This window comes from Kitasatospora indigofera (genome assembly GCF_014655955.1).
GTDB lineage: Bacteria > Actinomycetota > Actinomycetes > Streptomycetales > Streptomycetaceae > Kitasatospora > Kitasatospora indigofera.
Window position 1 is genome coordinate 31,768 of sequence record NZ_BNBO01000066.1, and the last position, 17,045, is coordinate 48,812.

8 protein-coding genes are annotated in these 17,045 nt (G+C 72.7%); 6 read left to right on the plus strand and 2 right to left on the minus strand.

What is annotated here, in order from left to right:
- Positions 1-183 precede the first annotated feature (183 nt).
- On the minus strand, positions 184-972 hold the full coding sequence (locus IE329_RS34830) for a LamG domain-containing protein (protein ID WP_190215034.1): 789 nt from the start codon (positions 970-972) through the stop codon (positions 184-186).
- A gap of 400 nt (positions 973-1,372) precedes the next feature.
- Between IE329_RS34830 and wecB the strand changes: the two genes are divergently transcribed.
- The 4 genes from wecB to IE329_RS34850 all read left to right on the plus strand — a co-directional run bounded on the left by wecB (position 1,373) and on the right by IE329_RS34850 (position 7,425).
- The gene (gene wecB, locus IE329_RS34835; RefSeq protein ID WP_190215035.1) at positions 1,373-2,587 is read left to right on the plus strand and encodes a non-hydrolyzing UDP-N-acetylglucosamine 2-epimerase; all 1,215 of its coding nucleotides are present in this window, start codon (positions 1,373-1,375) and stop codon (positions 2,585-2,587) included.
- A 13-nt stretch (positions 2,588-2,600) separates the two neighbouring features.
- Positions 2,601-2,756 carry a hypothetical protein gene (locus IE329_RS34840; protein WP_190215036.1) on the plus strand — a complete coding sequence of 52 codons (156 nt, stop codon included), beginning with the start codon at positions 2,601-2,603 and terminating at the stop codon, positions 2,754-2,756.
- 92 nt (positions 2,757-2,848) lie between these two features.
- Positions 2,849-4,213 carry a glycosyltransferase family 2 protein gene (locus IE329_RS34845; protein WP_268257371.1) on the plus strand — a complete coding sequence of 455 codons (1,365 nt, stop codon included), beginning with the start codon at positions 2,849-2,851 and terminating at the stop codon, positions 4,211-4,213.
- Between the two features lie 170 nt (positions 4,214-4,383).
- Positions 4,384-7,425: a bifunctional [glutamine synthetase] adenylyltransferase/[glutamine synthetase]-adenylyl-L-tyrosine phosphorylase gene (locus IE329_RS34850; protein WP_190215037.1), complete on the plus strand. Its 3,042-nt coding sequence runs from the start codon at positions 4,384-4,386 to the stop codon at positions 7,423-7,425.
- 69 nt (positions 7,426-7,494) lie between these two features.
- On the opposite strand, the gene IE329_RS34855 is transcribed toward IE329_RS34850, so the two are convergent.
- Positions 7,495-8,460 (minus strand): phosphatase PAP2 family protein, encoded by a 966-nt coding sequence (locus IE329_RS34855; protein ID WP_190215038.1) that lies wholly within the window; start codon positions 8,458-8,460, stop codon positions 7,495-7,497.
- A 582-nt stretch (positions 8,461-9,042) separates the two neighbouring features.
- On the opposite strand from IE329_RS34855, the gene pulA reads away from it, so the two are divergent.
- Together pulA and IE329_RS34865 are read left to right on the plus strand one after the other, a co-directional pair.
- On the plus strand, positions 9,043-14,622 hold the full coding sequence (pulA, locus tag IE329_RS34860; protein WP_190215039.1) for a pullulanase-type alpha-1,6-glucosidase: 5,580 nt from the start codon (positions 9,043-9,045) through the stop codon (positions 14,620-14,622).
- 709 nt (positions 14,623-15,331) lie between these two features.
- Positions 15,332-17,045 (plus strand): M4 family metallopeptidase (locus tag IE329_RS34865; protein ID WP_190215040.1); only part of this gene is annotated, 1,714 nt, incomplete at its 3' end.

Here is a 17,045-nt window from a genome sequence, read left to right on the forward strand (position 1 = left end):
ACCCTCGGCGCCGGGTGTCACGGCCCGGCCACCGTGACGATTCGTAGCCGCGCCGCCGCCGGATTGCCCTCCGCGCGCACTTTTCCGGGAGGCCGACGCGAGGCTCCGGCCTCCGGGAACAGGTCCCGCAGACCGGAGCGGCTCCGCGCCGGCGGCCGGTCGCCCCGCCGCCGGGTCGTCCGGCTACCTCGGCCTGATGATCGACAACGAGTCGATGCCGAGGGTGACGGGTTCGTCGGTGGCGGGCGCGGCATGGAAGTTGCCGTTGTTGATGGACAGGCTCAGGACCGGGTACGAGACGAAGTCGGGGCCGACGCCCACGTGGTCCTCGTACGCGGCGGTGAGGTTGTCCGGGTCGGTGCCGACCAGCCAGGTGACGTTGTCGGCGCCGAGCTCCGCGCCGACGTAGACCCACTGGCCGGGGCCTATCTCGGGGGCGGTGTAGAGGACGTTGCTGTGGCCGGTGTGGTTGGCGAACTCCAGGCTGTCGGTGCGGTCGCTGTGCCATTCGAAGATGTCCAGCTCGTTGCCGCCGTCGCGCCAGGTCCACAGGGCGGGCCAGGCGCCGGAACCGGTGTCGGGCAGCCGGACGTGGGCCAGGATGGTGTCGCCGGTGCGGACCTCGGCGAGGTTGCCGCCGGAGTCGCAGGAGTCGCCCGTGGTGATCAGGCCGGTGTCCCAGTACCCGTCCGGCCGGCGGGTGGCGGTGATGGTGAGGTAGCCGTTGGCGGTGTCGAGCGCGTCGGTGGTGAGGTGGTCGAGCTTGGCGTCGTTGGGGTTGGTCACGCAGCGCGCGTAGGCGGCGGTCTGCCAGCCCCAGTCGTGGCCGCGGCCGACGGACAGGTCCTCGAAGGTGTCGCTGAAGACGATGTCGCCGCGGCCACGCTGGTCGGCGTGCGCGAGGGTTCCTGCCTGGGTGGCCGCGGTCGCGCCGATCAGGGCGATGGCCAGCAACTGGCGGGTGGGCTTCATGATCGTCGTCCTCCTGGGGAGGCTCGGCATGGTCGGTCCGGCTCGGTGGCGGCCGGTGTCCGTCCACTCACGATCCACGACGGCGCGGCGGCGCGCCCGCGCGCTGCTCCGACAGGACGAACCGGACCCGGAAAGCCGCTGCCGGGCCCGTTCCGCCGGCTGTTTCCGGGCGTCACGCTATCAGTAAGCAACGCGGTGGCGCGGTTACCGGAATTCGGACTGGCGTTCCTTTCTCCGGCCGGTGGCCGTGATTATTGTATTCATGGCAGGGCTGCTCCCCCAGCGGAGTGATAATGCGAACCGTTGGAGTGGAAATCCGCGCCGGAAATGGATAGTCGTTCCGCGATTTGCGACTCTTCTTTTGCGGGATCGGCCCGTCAACCAGGAGGTCGAGTCTCCAATGAATCGCGGTGGTTCGGTGGCCGTCGTGCTCGGCACGCGGCCCGAGATCGTCAAACTGGCCCGCGTGGTACGGGGCCTCGGGGAACACGGCCGGCTGGTCTACACCGGGCAGCACTACGACGACACGCTCTCCGGGAGCATCTTCCGGGGTATGAACCTTCCCGCTCCGCAACTCCGGCTCGGCGGAATCGGCGGAATGCCGCGCGGCAAGCAGATCGGCGCGATGATTTCCGCACTCTGCGACGCGTTCACCGTCGATCCGCCGCGCGCGGTCGTCGTGCAGGGCGACACGAACTCGACCTCGGCCGGCGCGCAGGCCGCGCAATACTGCGACATCCCGGTGATCCATGTCGAGGCCGGACTGCGTTCACGCGACCGGGCGATGCCCGAGGAGATCAACCGGCAGGTGGTCGGCGTGCTCGCCGAGCTGCACTGCGCGCCCACCGAGGTGGCCGCCGCCAACCTGCGGGCCGAGGGCGTGCCGCCGGCCCGGATCCGCGTCACCGGCAACACCATCGTCGAGGCGGTCACCGACTCGCTGCCCGGCGCCGAGGAGTCCCTGGCGATGCTCCGCCGGTACGGCGTCCCCGACGACGGCTTCGTGCTGGTCACCCTGCACCGGCCGGAGAACACCGACGACCCGCACCGGCTGCGGCTGATCCTGGACGAGCTGGAGCGGCTCGGCCTGCCCGTGCTCTTCCCCGTCCACCCGCGCACCCTGCACCGGGCCGAGGGCTTCGGCCTGCGCCGCGCGCTGGCCGGGCTCGGCGCGGTCGACCCGGTCGACCACCGGGCCTTCCTCGGCCTCGCCCGGCACGCCCGGCTGCTGGTCTCCGACTCCGGCGGTGTGCAGGAGGAGTGCACGGTGCTGAAGAAGCCGCTGATCGTCCTGCGCAACAGCACCGAACGGCCGGAGGCGGTCGAGGCGGGGTTCGCGACCCTGCTCCGCCCCGGGCCCGACCTCGGCCGGGTGGCGCGCGAGTACATCGCCGACACCACCCTGGCGGCGCGGCTGGCGTCGCGTCCCTCGCCCTACGGGGACGGGCGCGCCAGCGAGCGCATCGTGGAGCTGGCGCTGGCCCTGGCCGGACGGCCGGCCGGCCCGCCCACCCCGCACACGTCGCCGGCCCTGCACGGCCCGTCCGCCGCCCCTCGACGAGCTGCGGCGGCGGACGCCGTCCCCCCGGTGGCTTCCCCCGTCCCATCCCTGTAATCGGAGGCAATCCATGTACCGACCCCACCACCACCACGCCGGCGGGGCCCTCGCCGCCACCGGCGCCGCGACCGGCAACCAGACCTTCCAGATCCTTCTGGTGGCGCTGCTGCTGTTCGTCGGTGGTGTTTTCCTGCTGCGCCTGTCCCACCTCCGCAGGAACGACTGACCCCGGCTCCTCGGCCCTGCCCCGTGCCGCAGCACCGGACCGCTGGACGCGGGCCGGTGCTGCGGCATCTCTGCTGACCTCAAGGACCCACCGTGACTGACGGCAAGTACGCGCTGATCGACCTGGCGATGGCGCTGTCGCTCCTCTTCTCCCTCATGTTCGTCTGCTACGTCGTGTGCCTGGTGGTGCCGTTCGTCCGGCACAAGCCCCGCCCGTCCGGCGACGCGGACGACTTCCGGTGGCACTTCTTCATCCCCTGCCGGGACGAGGAGGCCGTCATCGGCGACACCCTGGAGTACCTGCGCGGGCACTTCCCGTCCACCCACCTCTGGGTCGTCGACGACGACTCGGACGACGCCACCGGCGCGATCACCGCGGCCCGGCAGGCCGCCGACCCGTACGTGCACCTGGTGCAGCGGCGCCGGCCGGACGCCCGGACCGGCAAGAGCGAGGCGCTGAACGCGGCCTACCGGGCGCTGGTCGGCTGGCTGCCCGCCGACGCCGTCCTCGACCAGATCGTGGTCGGCGTCTTCGACGCGGACGGCCACCCCGAGCCCGGCGGGCTCGACGTGATGGCGGCGGGCCACCTGTTCGGCGACCCGGCGGTCGGGGCCGTGCAGTGCGAGGTCCGGATGCGCAACCGGGACGAGCGCCGGCCCGTCCCGGACGGCGGCCGGCTGCGCAACCTGGCCGCCCGCACGCTGGTCCGCCTCCAGGACCTGGAGTTCCGGACCACCACCGCCGCCGTCCAGATGGCCCGCCGGCACACCCGGACGGTCGGCATGGGCGGCAACGGGCAGTTCACCCGGCTCTCCGCGATGCGCGCGATCACCGAGGGCGGCACCGGGCCCTGGCGCGGCGCCCTGCTGGAGGACTTCGAGCTCGGCCTCGACCTGATGCTCGACGGCTGGCGCACCGCCTACACCACCGACACCTCGGTCGACCAGGAAGGCCTCTGGAGCCTGCGGCGGCTGATCACCCAGCGCACCCGCTGGGGCCAGGGCAACATGCAGTGCACCCGCTACCTGGCCCGGGTCTGGCGTTCGCCCAAGCTGAGCCACTCCGGGGTCCTGGAGATCTCGTACTACCTGCTGCTCCCGTGGTTCCAGGTGTCCGCCTCGCTGCTCTTCCCGGTGCTGCTGTTCTGGTTCGCCCGGGGCATGGTCCAGGGCGACGGCGGCTTCCTCGCCGACGGCGGCTGGGGCCTGTGCATCGGCGCCGCCCTCGGGATCACCCAGTTCGCGATGTGGGGGCCGATCTACCGCTGGCGGTGCGAGCGGGGGGCGGGGTTCTGGAGCAGCGTCGGCTGGGGGCTGGCCTACGCCTTCTACATCTACATCTTCTACGTCACGGCCTGGCGCGCCCTGGCCCGGATCGTCACCGGGCGCGGCCAGTGGGCCAAGACCCGCCGCAACGCGGAGCTGCGGGTGGAGGGCCCGACCGCCATCGAGTTCTGACCCCGGAGCCCGCCCGCCCGTCCGCCGCGCCTGCCCCGTCCGCCGCGCCTGCCCCGCCCGCCCCGCAGGGCCGGGCCGGGCGGGCCCCGGCCGAGCAGCAGACCCCGCACCGGCGCCGTAGGCTGACAGGTCGTACGGATGTTCACGGGTACCCGCGTACCGGAGGGGCGATGGCAGTGGAGGAACGCACCGGCAGCCGGGTCAGCCGGCCGGAGATAAGGCTGGTACGGCGCGGGTTCACCGACCCCGGCGCGGCCCTGCGACTGCTCGCCGGGCCCGGCCTCGGCGCCCTCGCCGACGACCCCGTGCTGCTGGACGCGCTCGGCGCCACCGCCGACCCCGACCTGGCGCTGCTCGGCCTCGCCCGGCTGCTGGAGGCCCTGGACGCGGCCGAGCAGCAGACCCTGCGCGACACCCTCACCACCTCCAAGCCGCTGCGCGACCGCCTGCTCGGCGTGCTCGGCGCCTCGGCCGCGCTCGCCGACCACCTGGCCCGCCACCCCCGGGACTGGCACGCGCTGGTCACCTTCGAGCAGCAGGACATGCACCCCGGCAGCGAGGACTTCCTGCGGGCGCTGTACGACGGCGTCTGGGGCGGCGGCCGCGAGGGCGTGCCGGCCCCGCGCGGGGACCGCGGCGACCTGCTGCGGGTCGCCTACCGGCGCTGCCTGCTCGCCATCGCCGCCCGCGACCTCACCGGCACCACGGACCTCGCGCAGACCGCCGCCGAACTCGCCGACCTGGCCGGCTCCACCCTGCAGACCGCCCTGGACATCGCCGCCGGGGAGGACCCGCAGGCCGCCCGCGCCTGCCGGCTGGCCGTGATCGGCATGGGCAAGTGCGGCGGCCGGGAGCTCAACTACGTCTCCGACGTGGACGTGATCTTCGTGGCCGAGCCCCGCGAGGGCGTCGAGGAGCACACCGCCGTCCAGGCCGCCACCCGGCTCGCCGCCCGGGCGATGCGGCTCTGCTCCGACACCACCGGCGAGGGCACCATCTGGCCGGTCGACGCCAACCTGCGGCCCGAGGGCCGCAACGGCCCGCTGGTGCGCACCCTGGCCAGCCACCTCGCCTACTACCAGCGGTGGGCCAAGACCTGGGAGTTCCAGGCGCTGCTCAAGGCCCGCCCGGTGGCCGGGGACGCCGAACTCGGCGCCGCCTACACCGGGGCGCTGGCCCCGATGGTCTGGCAGGCCGCCGCCCGGGAGAACTTCGTCGCCGACGTGCAGCAGATGCGCCGCCGGGTGATCGACTCCATCCCCGCCACCGAGATCGACCGCCAGCTCAAGCTCGGCCCCGGCGGCCTGCGGGACGTCGAGTTCTCCGTCCAGCTGCTGCAGCTGGTGCACGGCCGCGCCGACCGCACCCTGCGCAGCGGCAACACCCTGGAGGCGCTCGCCGCGCTCTCGGCCGGCGGCTACGTCGGCCGCGCCGACGCCGCCTCGCTGGACGCCGCCTACCGCTTCCTGCGCACCCTCGAACACCGGATCCAGCTGCACCGGCTGCGCCGCACCCACCTGATGCCCAAGGACGAGGCGGACCAGCGCCGGCTGGCCCGCTCGCTCGCCCCGCTGATCAACGACGACACCCGGGCCGACCCGGTCGCCGCCCTCCAGCGGGAGTGGAAGCGGCACGCCGTCGAGGTCCGCCGGCTGCACGAGAAGCTGTTCTACCGGCCGCTGCTGGACGCGGTGGCCGAACTCCCGGCCGGGGCCGCCGGGCTGAGCCCGCAGGCCGCCAGGGAGCGCCTGGAGGCGCTCGGCTACGCCGACCCGGCCGCCGCGCTGCGCCACCTGTCCGCACTCGCCTCCGGGGTCAGCCGCAAGGCCGCCATCCAGCGCACCCTGCTGCCGGTGATGCTGGGGTGGTTCGCCGAGTCCGCCGACCCGGACGCCGGGCTGCTCAACTTCCGCCAGGTGTCCGACGCGCTCGGCCGCACCCCCTGGTACCTGCGCCTGCTGCGGGACGAGAGCGCCGCGGCCGAGCAGCTCGCCCGGGTGCTGTCGGCCGGCCGCCTCGCCCCCGACCTGCTGCTGCGCGCCCCCGAGGCGGTCGCCATGCTGGGCGACCCGCAGGGCCTGCTGCCGCGCGGGCGGGCCGCCCTGGAGCAGGAGGTCCTGGCCGCCGTCGGGCGGGCCGCGACCTCCGCCGGGGCGGTCGCCTCGGCCCGCTCGGTGCGCCGCCGCGAGCTGTTCCGGACGGCGGCCGCCGACGTGCTGGGCCGGCTCGCGGACGACCCGGCCGAGGCGCTGGACGTGGCCGGGGAGGCGCTCACCGCCCTGAACACGGCCACCCTCCAGGGCGCGCTGCGGGCCTGCGTGGCCGGCTGGGAGGCGCAGAACGGCGCCCTGCCGACCCGGATCGCGGTGATCGCGATGGGCCGGTTCGGCGGACGCGAGCTGGGCTACGGATCCGACGCCGATGTGCTCTTCGTCCACGAGCCGGTGCTCGGCTCGCTGGAGGAGGACGCCGCCCGGGCCGCCCACGCGGTCTGCAACGAACTGCGTACGCTGCTCGGCGCACCGTCCACCGAACCGCCGCTGCTGGTGGACGCCGACCTGCGCCCGGAGGGCCGGCAGGGCCCGCTGGTGCGCACCCTCGCCTCGTACGCGGCCTACTACAAGCGCTGGTCGCACGTCTGGGAGAGCCAGGCGCTGCTGCGGGCCGAACCGGTGGCGGGGGACGCCGGGCTCGGCGAGCGGTTCCGGCAGCTGATCGACCCGATGCGCTACCCCGGGACGGGCGTGCCCGAGCGGGACCTGCTGGAGATCCGCCGGATCAAGGCCCGGATCGAGTCCGAGCGGCTGCCGCGCGGGGCCGACCCCACCACCCACACCAAGATCGGGCGGGGCGGGTTGGCCGACGTCGAGTGGACCGTCCAGCTGCTCCAGCTCCAGCACGGCCACCGGCTGCCCGAGCTGCGCACCACCCGGACCAGGGCCGCGCTGGCGGCGGCCGCCCGGGCGGGCCTGGTGGACGAGGGCGACGCCGTCGTGCTGGACGCGGCCTGGGTGCTCGCCTCGCGGGTGCGGGCCGCCGTGATGCTGGTCCGCGGCCGGCCGGGCGACAGCTTCCCCGGGGACGCCCGGGAGCTGGCGGGGGTGGCCCGCTACCTCGGCTACGGCGCCGGCCACAGCGGTGAGCTGGTGGACGACTACCGGCGGGTCACCCGGCGGGCCCGGGCGGTGGTGGAGAAGATCTTCTACGGCTGAGGCCCGGGCCGGACGGCCCCGCGTTCGGGCGGGGCGCCGGCGGGGGTGGCCCGGCGGGGCCGGCGCCGCTCAGCGGCGCCCGGCGACGGCGGTGGGGGCGGTCCACTGCTCGGGCACCGTGACCGGACGCTGGTCGCCCTCGCGGGCGGGTGTCCGGGGCAGCTGGTAGGCCCACACGTGGTAGACCAGGCGGGCCACCACGAAGCCGACGGAGAGGCAGACGACGCCGCCGACGGCGTCCATCCAGAAGTGGTTGGCGGTCGAGACGATGACCACCAGGGTGGCCAGGGGGTAGAGCACCCCGAGGGCCCGCACCCAGGCCCGGCGGGCCAGGAAGAAGATCGCCAGTCCGCACCAGAGCGACCAGCCGATGTGCATCGACGGCATCGCGGCGTACTGGTTGGAGACGTGCGCGGCGGGGCCGGAGGCCATCGAGCCCCAGGTGTCGTGGATCTTGACGGTGTCGATGAACCCGCCGCCCGTCATCAGCCGGGGCGGCGCCAGCGGGAAGAAGTAGAAGCCGACCAGGGCGATGCCCGTGGTCACGAACAGCACCGTCCGTGCCGCCGCGTAGCGGCCCGGATGCCGTCGGTAGACCCAGACGAGCACACCTATGGTGACGATGAAGTGCAGGGTCGCGTAGTAGTAGTTCATGCCGACGATCAACCACGTGACGGAGTTGACCCCGTGGTTCACCGCACGTTCGACGCCGGCCCCGAGGGCCCGCTCGAAGTGCCAGATCCAGGAGGAGTGCAGCTGCGCGGTGGTCGCGTGCTCGGGCACCGCGTTGCGTACCAGCGAGTACAGCCAGTAACTGACGCCGATCAGCGCGAGTTCGAACCAGAGCCGGGGTCTGGCGGGCGAGCGGCGCTGCTCGCGGACCCTGCTGCGGATCGCCGCCGAGCGGCTCTGGGCGGCGCGGGTGGCTCCGTCCGGCACCCGGCCCGTACGGGCCTGGCCTGCGACGGAACCGCTCCGCTGTGCCGCGCCGGGGCGCCCGGCGCCTGCTGCGTGGTTCTCGGTCGGTTCCCCCATGGACGAGAAGTCTGCCAGACGTGCCGTAGCCGTCTGCTCATCCTGCGGTCGTGGATTCTTCACCGGATGTCCCCCCAAGGGGTGAGGGGGTGGGTCCCACCGGGGTAGGGGGTGGTGCTGGTGGTGTCTGTGAAGACCGGAGGGACGGACATACGTCCCATTGTTACGCGATCGCGATCTAGGAGTCTAAGCGGGGGGTGGCCGGTGAACGGGAGCGGCCCGGGGGGAGGGGTGCGGCCGCTCCGGTCCCGGGTGCGGCCACGGACGCTCGCCCCGGCGGCGGCCGGGCCCGGGCCCGCCGGACCGCCGGAGACCCGCAGGACTCCGGCGGGCGGCGAATCCCGCCCACGGACGTCCCGACCCTCACCGGGACTCCGCGCGGTGCGGCCCCGCTTCCACCGGCGGCCGCCCGTCCTTGTGCGACGGGTCGGGGCAGTCCGGGAGGACCGGCGGTGGCGGTGTGTACGGCGGGGCGCGCGGTAATGACTCTGGGGGGTCCCGGCGGGCGGGTCAAGGGGTCGGTGGAAACAATTTCAGCATCTTGCTGAAACATCTTTCAACCACTAGCGTCCACGCCACTCGATGGCGCTCGGACGGCCTGCCGGCCGTGAGGTGCCCCATCCCGCCTGCCCGCCCCAAGGGAGCCCCTTCGTGGCCGACGTCCAGCCCCGCCCGCAACGGAGCACGACCACCTACCGCAGACCCGGCCGCGCGGCCGTCCTGCTCGCCGCCTCGCTGATCGCGGCCACCCTCGGCAGCGCCGCGCCGCTCGCGGCCGCCGCCACCCCGCCGGCCCCGCCGTCGGACGCCTCGCTCGCGGCCTCGGCCGCCCGGCACGACCTCACCCGCGAGCAGTTCTACTTCGTCCTGCCCGACCGGTTCGCGAACGGGAACACCGGCAACGACACCGGCGGCATCACCGGCACCCGGCTGGACAACGGCCTCGACCCCGCCGACAAGGGCTTCTACCACGGCGGCGACCTCGAAGGCCTGATCAAGCAGCTCGACTACATCCAGGACCTCGGCACCACCGCGATCTGGATGGCGCCGATCTTCAAGAACAAGCCCGTCCAGGGCACCGGCGACAACGCCTCGGCCGGCTACCACGGCTACTGGATCACCGACTTCACCCAGGTCGACCCGCACTTCGGCACCAACGAGCAGCTCAAGGAGCTGATCGCGAAGGCGCACGCCAAGGGCATCAAGGTCTTCTTCGACGTCATCACCAACCACACCGCCGACGTCATCGACTACGCGCAGAAGCAGTACACCTACCGCTCCGAGGGCGCCTACCCGACGCTCGACGGGAACGGCGCGCCGGTCGACGAGACGGCCGCCGCCGACGCCGGTGCGGGCTTCCCCCAGCTCACCAAGAACTCGTTCCCGTACTCGCCGGTCTTCGGCAGCGCGGCCGACGCGAACGCCAAGACGCCCTCCTGGCTGAACGACCCCTCGCTCTACCACAACCGGGGTGATTCCACCTTCGTCGGCGAATCCGCCACCGAGGGCGACTTCTCCGGCCTGGACGACCTCGACACCCAGAATCCGCAGGTGGTCAAGGGATTCGAGAAGGTCTACCAGACCTGGGTCAAGGACACCGGCGTCGACGGATTCCGGATCGACACCGTCAAGCACGTCAACATGGCCTTCTGGCAGCAGTGGGCGCCCTCGCTGAAGGAATTCGCGGCGAAGCAGGGCAACAAGAAGTTCTTCATGTTCGGCGAGGTCTACTCCGGCGACCCGGCCATCACCTCCCCGTACGTCACCAAGGGCAAGCTGCAGGCCACCCTGGACTTCCCGTTCCAGAACGCCGCGCGCTCCTACGTCTCGCAGGGCGGCTCGGCCAAGGCGCTTTCCGACGTCTACGGCCAGGACTACCGCTACACCACGGCGGACACCGACGCCTACGAACTGCCGACCTTCCTCGGCAACCACGACATGGGCCGGTTCGGCAGTTTCCTGCGCAGTGACAACCCGGGCGCGGACGACGCCACGCTGCTGCGGCGCGACCGGCTCGCGAGCGAACTCCAGTTCCTCACCCGCGGCCAGCCGGTCGTCTACTACGGCGACGAGCAGGGCTTCACCGGCGCGGGCGGCGACAAGGACGCCCGGCAGGACATGTTCGCCTCGAAGACCCCGTCCTACAACAGCGACCCGGTGATCGGCGGCGCGACCGGCTCCGCCGACCGCTACGGCAAGGACGGCTCCCTCTACACCGGCATCGCCGACCTCGCGGCGCTCCGCAAGGCGCACCCGGCGCTCGCCGACGGCGCGCAGATCGAGCGGTACGCGGCCGACGGCGCCGGCGTCTACGCCTTCTCCCGGATCGACGCCGGCCAGCAGGTCGAGTACGTGGTCGCGGTGAACAACTCGACCGAGCCGAAGAGCGTCACGCTGGACACCTTCTCGGCCGGCCAGACCTTCGACCGGCTCTACCCGGCGGCCGGCGGGCAGACCGTCAGCGGCGCCGACAAGAAGATCACCGTCGTCGTCCCGGCGCTCTCCTCGGTGGTCTGGAAGGCCGCCGGCAAGCTCGCCCCGGTCGCCGCCGCGCCGCAGATCACCCTGCGCGCCCCGGCCGACGGCTCCACCGGCACCGTCACCGTCGGCGCCGACCTCGACGGCGGCGGCTTCAACCGGGTCTCCTTCGCCGCGCAGGTCGGCAACGGGCCCTGGCAGGTGCTCGGCACCTCCGACAACGGCAGCAACAAGGTCACCCAGGACCTCGGCTCCGTCGCGCCCGGCACCGTGGTGCGCTACAAGGCCGTCGTCCAGGACTCCAGCGGCCACCTGCGTTCGGCCACCGGCGGCTTCACCACCGGCACCCCGGCGCCCACCCCCGCCCCGAGCGCCACCGCCCGGCCGTACGCGATCGTGCACTACCAGCGGAACGACAAGAACTACGACGGCTGGAACCTCTACGCCTGGGGCGACATAGCCGAGGGGGAGGCCACCACCTGGCCCGCCGGGCACGCCTTCACCGGCCTCGACGCCTACGGCGCCTTCGCCTACGTGAAGCTGAACAGCGGCGCCTCGGACGTCGGCTTCGTGGTCGAGAACAACGGCACCAAGGACGTCGACAGCGACCGGCACATCGACGTCGGCGCCACCGGCGAAGTCTGGATCAAGGAGGGCGACCCGACCGTCCGGACCACCAACCCCGGCCCCGCGGACACCCAGCCCGCCGGCACCGCGGTGATCCACTACCACCGCGCCGACGGCAACTACGACGGCTGGGGCCTGCACGACTGGACCGGCGCGGCCACCCCCACCGACTGGGGCAACCCGCTGCTGCCCGTCCGCAAGGACGCCTACGGCGCCGTCTTCGAGGTGCCGCTCGCCGCCGGGGCCACCAGCCTCAGCTACATCATCCACAACGGCGGCGACAAGGACCTGCCCTCCGACCAGTCGCTGGACTTCTCGGTCAGCGGCCACGAGGTCTGGCTGATCGGCGGCCAGGAGGGCCACCTGCTGCCGCAGAGCGCCACCACCAGCGCCCAGCTCGACCTCGGCTCCGCCAAGGCGCAGTGGATCGACGCCACCACCGTCGTCGTCCCGGCCAACTTCGGCGCCGCCGACGGCGCCCTGGCCGGCGGCACCAGCGCCCAGCTGGTCTACGACCCCGAGGGGGGCCTCAAGGTCGACAAGGGTGTGCTCAACAAGGACGGCCGCTGGCTGCGCCTGGAGCAGGCCAAGGGCGGCCTGACCGCCGCCCAGAAGGCCAAGTTCCCGCACCTGGCGGGCTACCGCGCCTTCACCGTCGACCCCCGCGACGCCGGCCGGGTCACCGCCGCGCTCCGCAGCCAGCTGGTCTTCACCGAGCACCTGCCGACGGGCGCCACCCTGGCCGCCACCGGCGTGCAGATCCCCGGGGTGCTGGACGACCTGTACGCCGCCAAGGCCGCCAAGGCCGACTTCGGCCCGCAGTACTACAACGGCAAGGTCGCGCTCTCGCTCTGGGCGCCGACCGCCACCGAGGTGTCCGTCCAGATCTTCGACGGGCCCACCGGCGGCACCCCGAGGACCGTCCCGCTGAAGCTGGACGACGAGACCGGCGTCTGGGAGCTGGTCCGCGACGCGTCGGAGCTGAACGGCAAGTACTACCTGTACCAGGTGAAGGTCTGGGCGCCGAGCGTCCAGCAGAACGTCACCAACCTGGTCACCGACCCGTACTCGGTGGCGCTCTCGACCGACTCCGGCCGCAGCCTGGTCGCCGACCTGAACGCCAAGGAGCTCAAGCCCAAGGGCTGGGACAACCACGCCGTGCCGAAGGCGATCCCGGCCGGCCAGCAGCAGATCCAGGAGCTGCACGTCCGGGACTTCTCGACCGCCGACACCACCGTGCCGGCCGCCGAGCGCGGCACCTACCTGGCCTTCACCGAGTCGCAGTCGGCCGGCATGCAGCACCTGCGGGACCTCGCCAAGGCGGGCGTCACCACCATCCACCTGCTGCCGACCTTCGACATCGCGACCATCCGGGAGAACCGGGCCGACCAGAAGCTGCCCGCCTGCGACCTGGCCTCGCTGGCGGCCGACAGCGAGCAGCAGCAGGAGTGCGTGGCGGCCGTCCAGGCCGACGACGCCTACAACTGGGGCTACGACCCGCTGCACTACAACGTGCCGGAGGGCTCGTACGCGACGGACCCGAACGGCACGGCCCGGACGGTGCAGTTCCGCCAGATGGTGCAGGCGATGCACGAGGCCGGCCTGCGGGTCGTCCTGGACGTCGTCTACAACCACACCGCCGCCGCCGGCCAGGCCGAGCACTCGGTGCTCGACAAGATCGTGCCCGGCTACTACCAGCGGCTCGACGCCGCCGGCAAGGTCACCACGGACAGCTGCTGCGCGGACACCGCGCCGGAGCACGCCATGATGAACCGGCTGGTCGTCGACTCGGTCACCACCTGGGCCCGCGAGTACAAGGTGGACGGGTTCCGCTTCGACCTGATGGGCCTGGACCCGAAGTCCACCATGCTGGACGTGCAGGCCGCCCTGCGGAAGATGACGCCGGCCTCGGACGGCGTCGACGGGAAGAACATCTTCCTCTACGGCGAGGGCTGGAACTTCGGGGTGGTCGCCGACAACGCCCGCTTCGTCCAGGCCAGCCAGCTGAACATGGGCGGGACCGGCATCGCCACCTTCGACGACCGGGTCAGGGACGCGGCGCGCGGCGGCAACTACCAGCTCTCCTCCGCCCCCCAGCAGGGCTTCGCCTCGGGCCTGTTCACCGACCCGAACGGCTCGGCCGACAACGGCACGCCCGAGCAGCAGAAGGCCCGGCTGCTGCACCAGATGGACCAGATCAAGGTGGCGCTGACCGGCAACCTGGCCGGCTACTCCTTCACCGACAGCTCGGGGAGGACCGTCACCGGCGCGGGCGTCGACTACAACGGCTCGCCGACCGGGTACGCGGCCAAGCCCGGCGAGTCCGTCGAGTACGTGGACGCGCACGACAACGCCGACCTGTTCGACGCCCTGGCGTTCAAGCTGCCGGCCACCACCTCGCCGGCCGACCGGGCCCGGATGCAGGCACTGGCGCTGTCCCTGACCACCCTCAACCAGGGGGTGGGCTTCGCCCAGGCGGGCAGCGACCTGCTGCGCTCCAAGTCGCTGGACGCCAACTCCTTCGACTCCGGCGACTGGTTCAACTCGATCCGGTGGGACCCGGCGCAGGGCAACGGCTGGGGCCGCGGCGTGCCGATGGCCGCGGACAACAAGTCGATGTGGCCGGTCTCCAAGTCGCTGCTGGCCAACCCGAACCTCAAGGTGGGCGCCGCCGACATCGCCTCGGCGACCGCGATCTACCAGCAGCTGCTGAAGATCAAGCAGTCCTCCCCGCTGTTCGCGCTGCCGACGGCGGCCGAGGTGCAGCAGCGCCTGTCGTACCCGCTCTCCGGCACGGCCGGCGAGACGCCGGGCGTGATCACCCTGCACCTGGACGGCACCGGCCTCAAGGGCGCGGAGAAGGGCATCACCGTGGTGTTCAACGCCACGCCCACCGTCCAGCAGCAGAGCGTGGCGGCGCTGAAGGGCACTCAGCAGGCCCTGCACGCCGTCCAGGCGGGCGGGTCGGACCAGGTGGTCAAGGCCTCCGGATTCGACGCCGGTACGGGCACGTTCACCGTCCCCGCGCGCACTGTCGCGGTGTTCGTGCAGCGCTGACGGACCGGTTGTCGGAGCGGCCCCGCGTCACACCCCCGGGTGCGACGCGGGGCCGTTCGCCGTGCCCCGCCGAAGTGGCGGGCCCGTGGGAGCGGCGGGCGGGGCGGGCGTGGCAGGAGCGGCGGGCGGGGCGTCGGTGGCCCGTGCGCCGGCCCCTTCCCGGGGCGCTCCGGCGCCCCGCGGTGGCCGGGGCGGTGGCCGGGCCTGCTTCCGCGGGTGTCCGGATGGCGCTCCGGATGGCTGAAAATCATCGGTGGCACGCGGGTCGCTGTGACGTGCCGGGGGCGGTCGGCGCTGGGGGAGAGGGCCGGGGCGGACCTCGCGGGCCTGGCGCTGGTCAGTGCTTTCCGGGCCTCGCCGGGGCCTCCGGCAGTAATGAAACCCATCTCCAGAAGCGCCCCTGCCCGTAACACGGTTGGCATCCGCCGATGACCGCGGGGGGTGGCACGAATCGGCCAATCACTGGCATGCATCTGTCATTCACGGCTCGTTTGCTGCCACGATTCCTCCGGCTGCAGACGCGGGGGTCCCCCACCCTCCGATGCGGTCGCATCAGGTCAGGTAAGGCGCATCGCACTTCCTGCACCACTCCCGGATCACCGCACCCGCGCCGCGCACCGGCGGCCGGGCGCCCCCACTGTGCCGCAACCCCGCGGCCAGGTTCTCTCCACCGTCCGCCAACCCGCGGCCGGTCGGAAAAGGAGTCCGTATGCCCCGCTACACCCATGCCCGGAAGGCCGCGGTTGTCATGGCCGCATCCACCGCGCTGCTCGTGACCGGCATGCCGGTCATCGCGCAGGCGGCCAGCCCCACGCCTTCCGCAGCCGCCCAGACGGTGGCCGGCCGGGACGCGCTGATCGCCTCCGCCAACCAGCAGACCGCCTCGCTCGCCCAGCAGCTCGGCCTGGGCAGCCAGGAGAAGCTGGTCACCAAGGACGTCGTGCAGGACGCCGACGGCTCCCGGCACCTGCGCTACGAGCGGACCTACGGCGGACTCCCCGTCCTCGGCGGCGACCTGATCGTGCACCAGAACGCGGCCGGCGCCACCCAGGCCGTCACCAAGGCCAGCGAGGCCGTGCTCACCGGCGTCAGCACCACGCCCGCGCTGGCCGCCCCGAAGGCCCAGGCCGCCGCGCTCGCCGCCGAGTCCGGCTCCGCCCTCGACACCGCCCCGCGGCTGGTCGTCTGGGCCGCCGACGGCGCCCCGAAGCTCGCCTGGGAGACCATCGTCTCCGGCAAGGAGAGCGACGGCACCCCGAGCCGCCTGCACGTCATCACCGACGCCGCCACCGGCGCCGTGCTCGGCAAGGCCGAGAGCATCAAGACCGGCACCGGCACCGGCGTCTTCGTCGGCAACGTGCCGCTGACCACCACGCTGAGCGGCTCCACGTACCAGCTCAAGGACGCCTCGCGCGGTGGGATGTACACCACCAACATGAACCACGGCACGTCCGGCAACGGCACCCTCTACACCAAGTCGACCGACACCTGGGGCAACGGGCAGGCCAGCAACTCCGAGTCCGCCGCCGTCGACGCCCAGTACGGCGTGGGCGCGACCTGGGACTACTACAAGAACACCTTCGGCCGCAACGGCATCCGCAACGACGGTGTCGGCGCCTTCAGCCGCGTGCACTACGACAACAACTACACCAACGCGTTCTGGGACGACGGCTGCTTCTGCATGACCTACGGCGACGGGTCGGGCAACACCCACCCGCTCACCGAGATCGACGTGGCCGGCCACGAGATGAGCCACGGCGTCACCGCCGCCACCGCCAACCTGAACTACTCGGGCGAGTCCGGCGGCCTCAACGAGGCCACCTCCGACATCTTCGGCACGATGGTGGAGTTCTACGCCAACCTGCCCACCGACGTCCCGGACTACCTCATCGGCGAGGTCATCGACCTCAACGGCAACGGCACCCCGCTGCGCTACATGGACAAGCCCTCCAAGGACGGCAGCTCGGCCGACTCCTGGTACTCGGGCGTCGGCAACCTGGACGTGCACTACTCGTCCGGCGTCGCCAACCACTTCTTCTACCTGCTGTCCGAGGGCAGCGGCGCGAAGGTCATCAACGGCGTCAGCTACAACAGCCCGACGGTGAACAGCATCGCGGTCACCGGCATCGGCCGGGACAAGGCCGCCGCGATCTGGTATAAGGCGCTCACCGCGTACATGACCTCCACCACCAACTACGCGGCCGCCCGCACCGCCACCCTCAACGCCGCCACCGCGCTGTACGGCGCGAGCAGCGCCGAGTACAACGCGGTCGCCACCGCCTGGGCCGGCGTCAACGTCGGTTCGCTGCCGTCCGGCACCGTGACCGTCACCAACCCGGGCAACCAGAGCACCGCGGTGAACGGCACCGCCAACCTGCAGATCGCGGCCTCCGGCGGCACCGCGCCGCTGACCTTCACCGCGA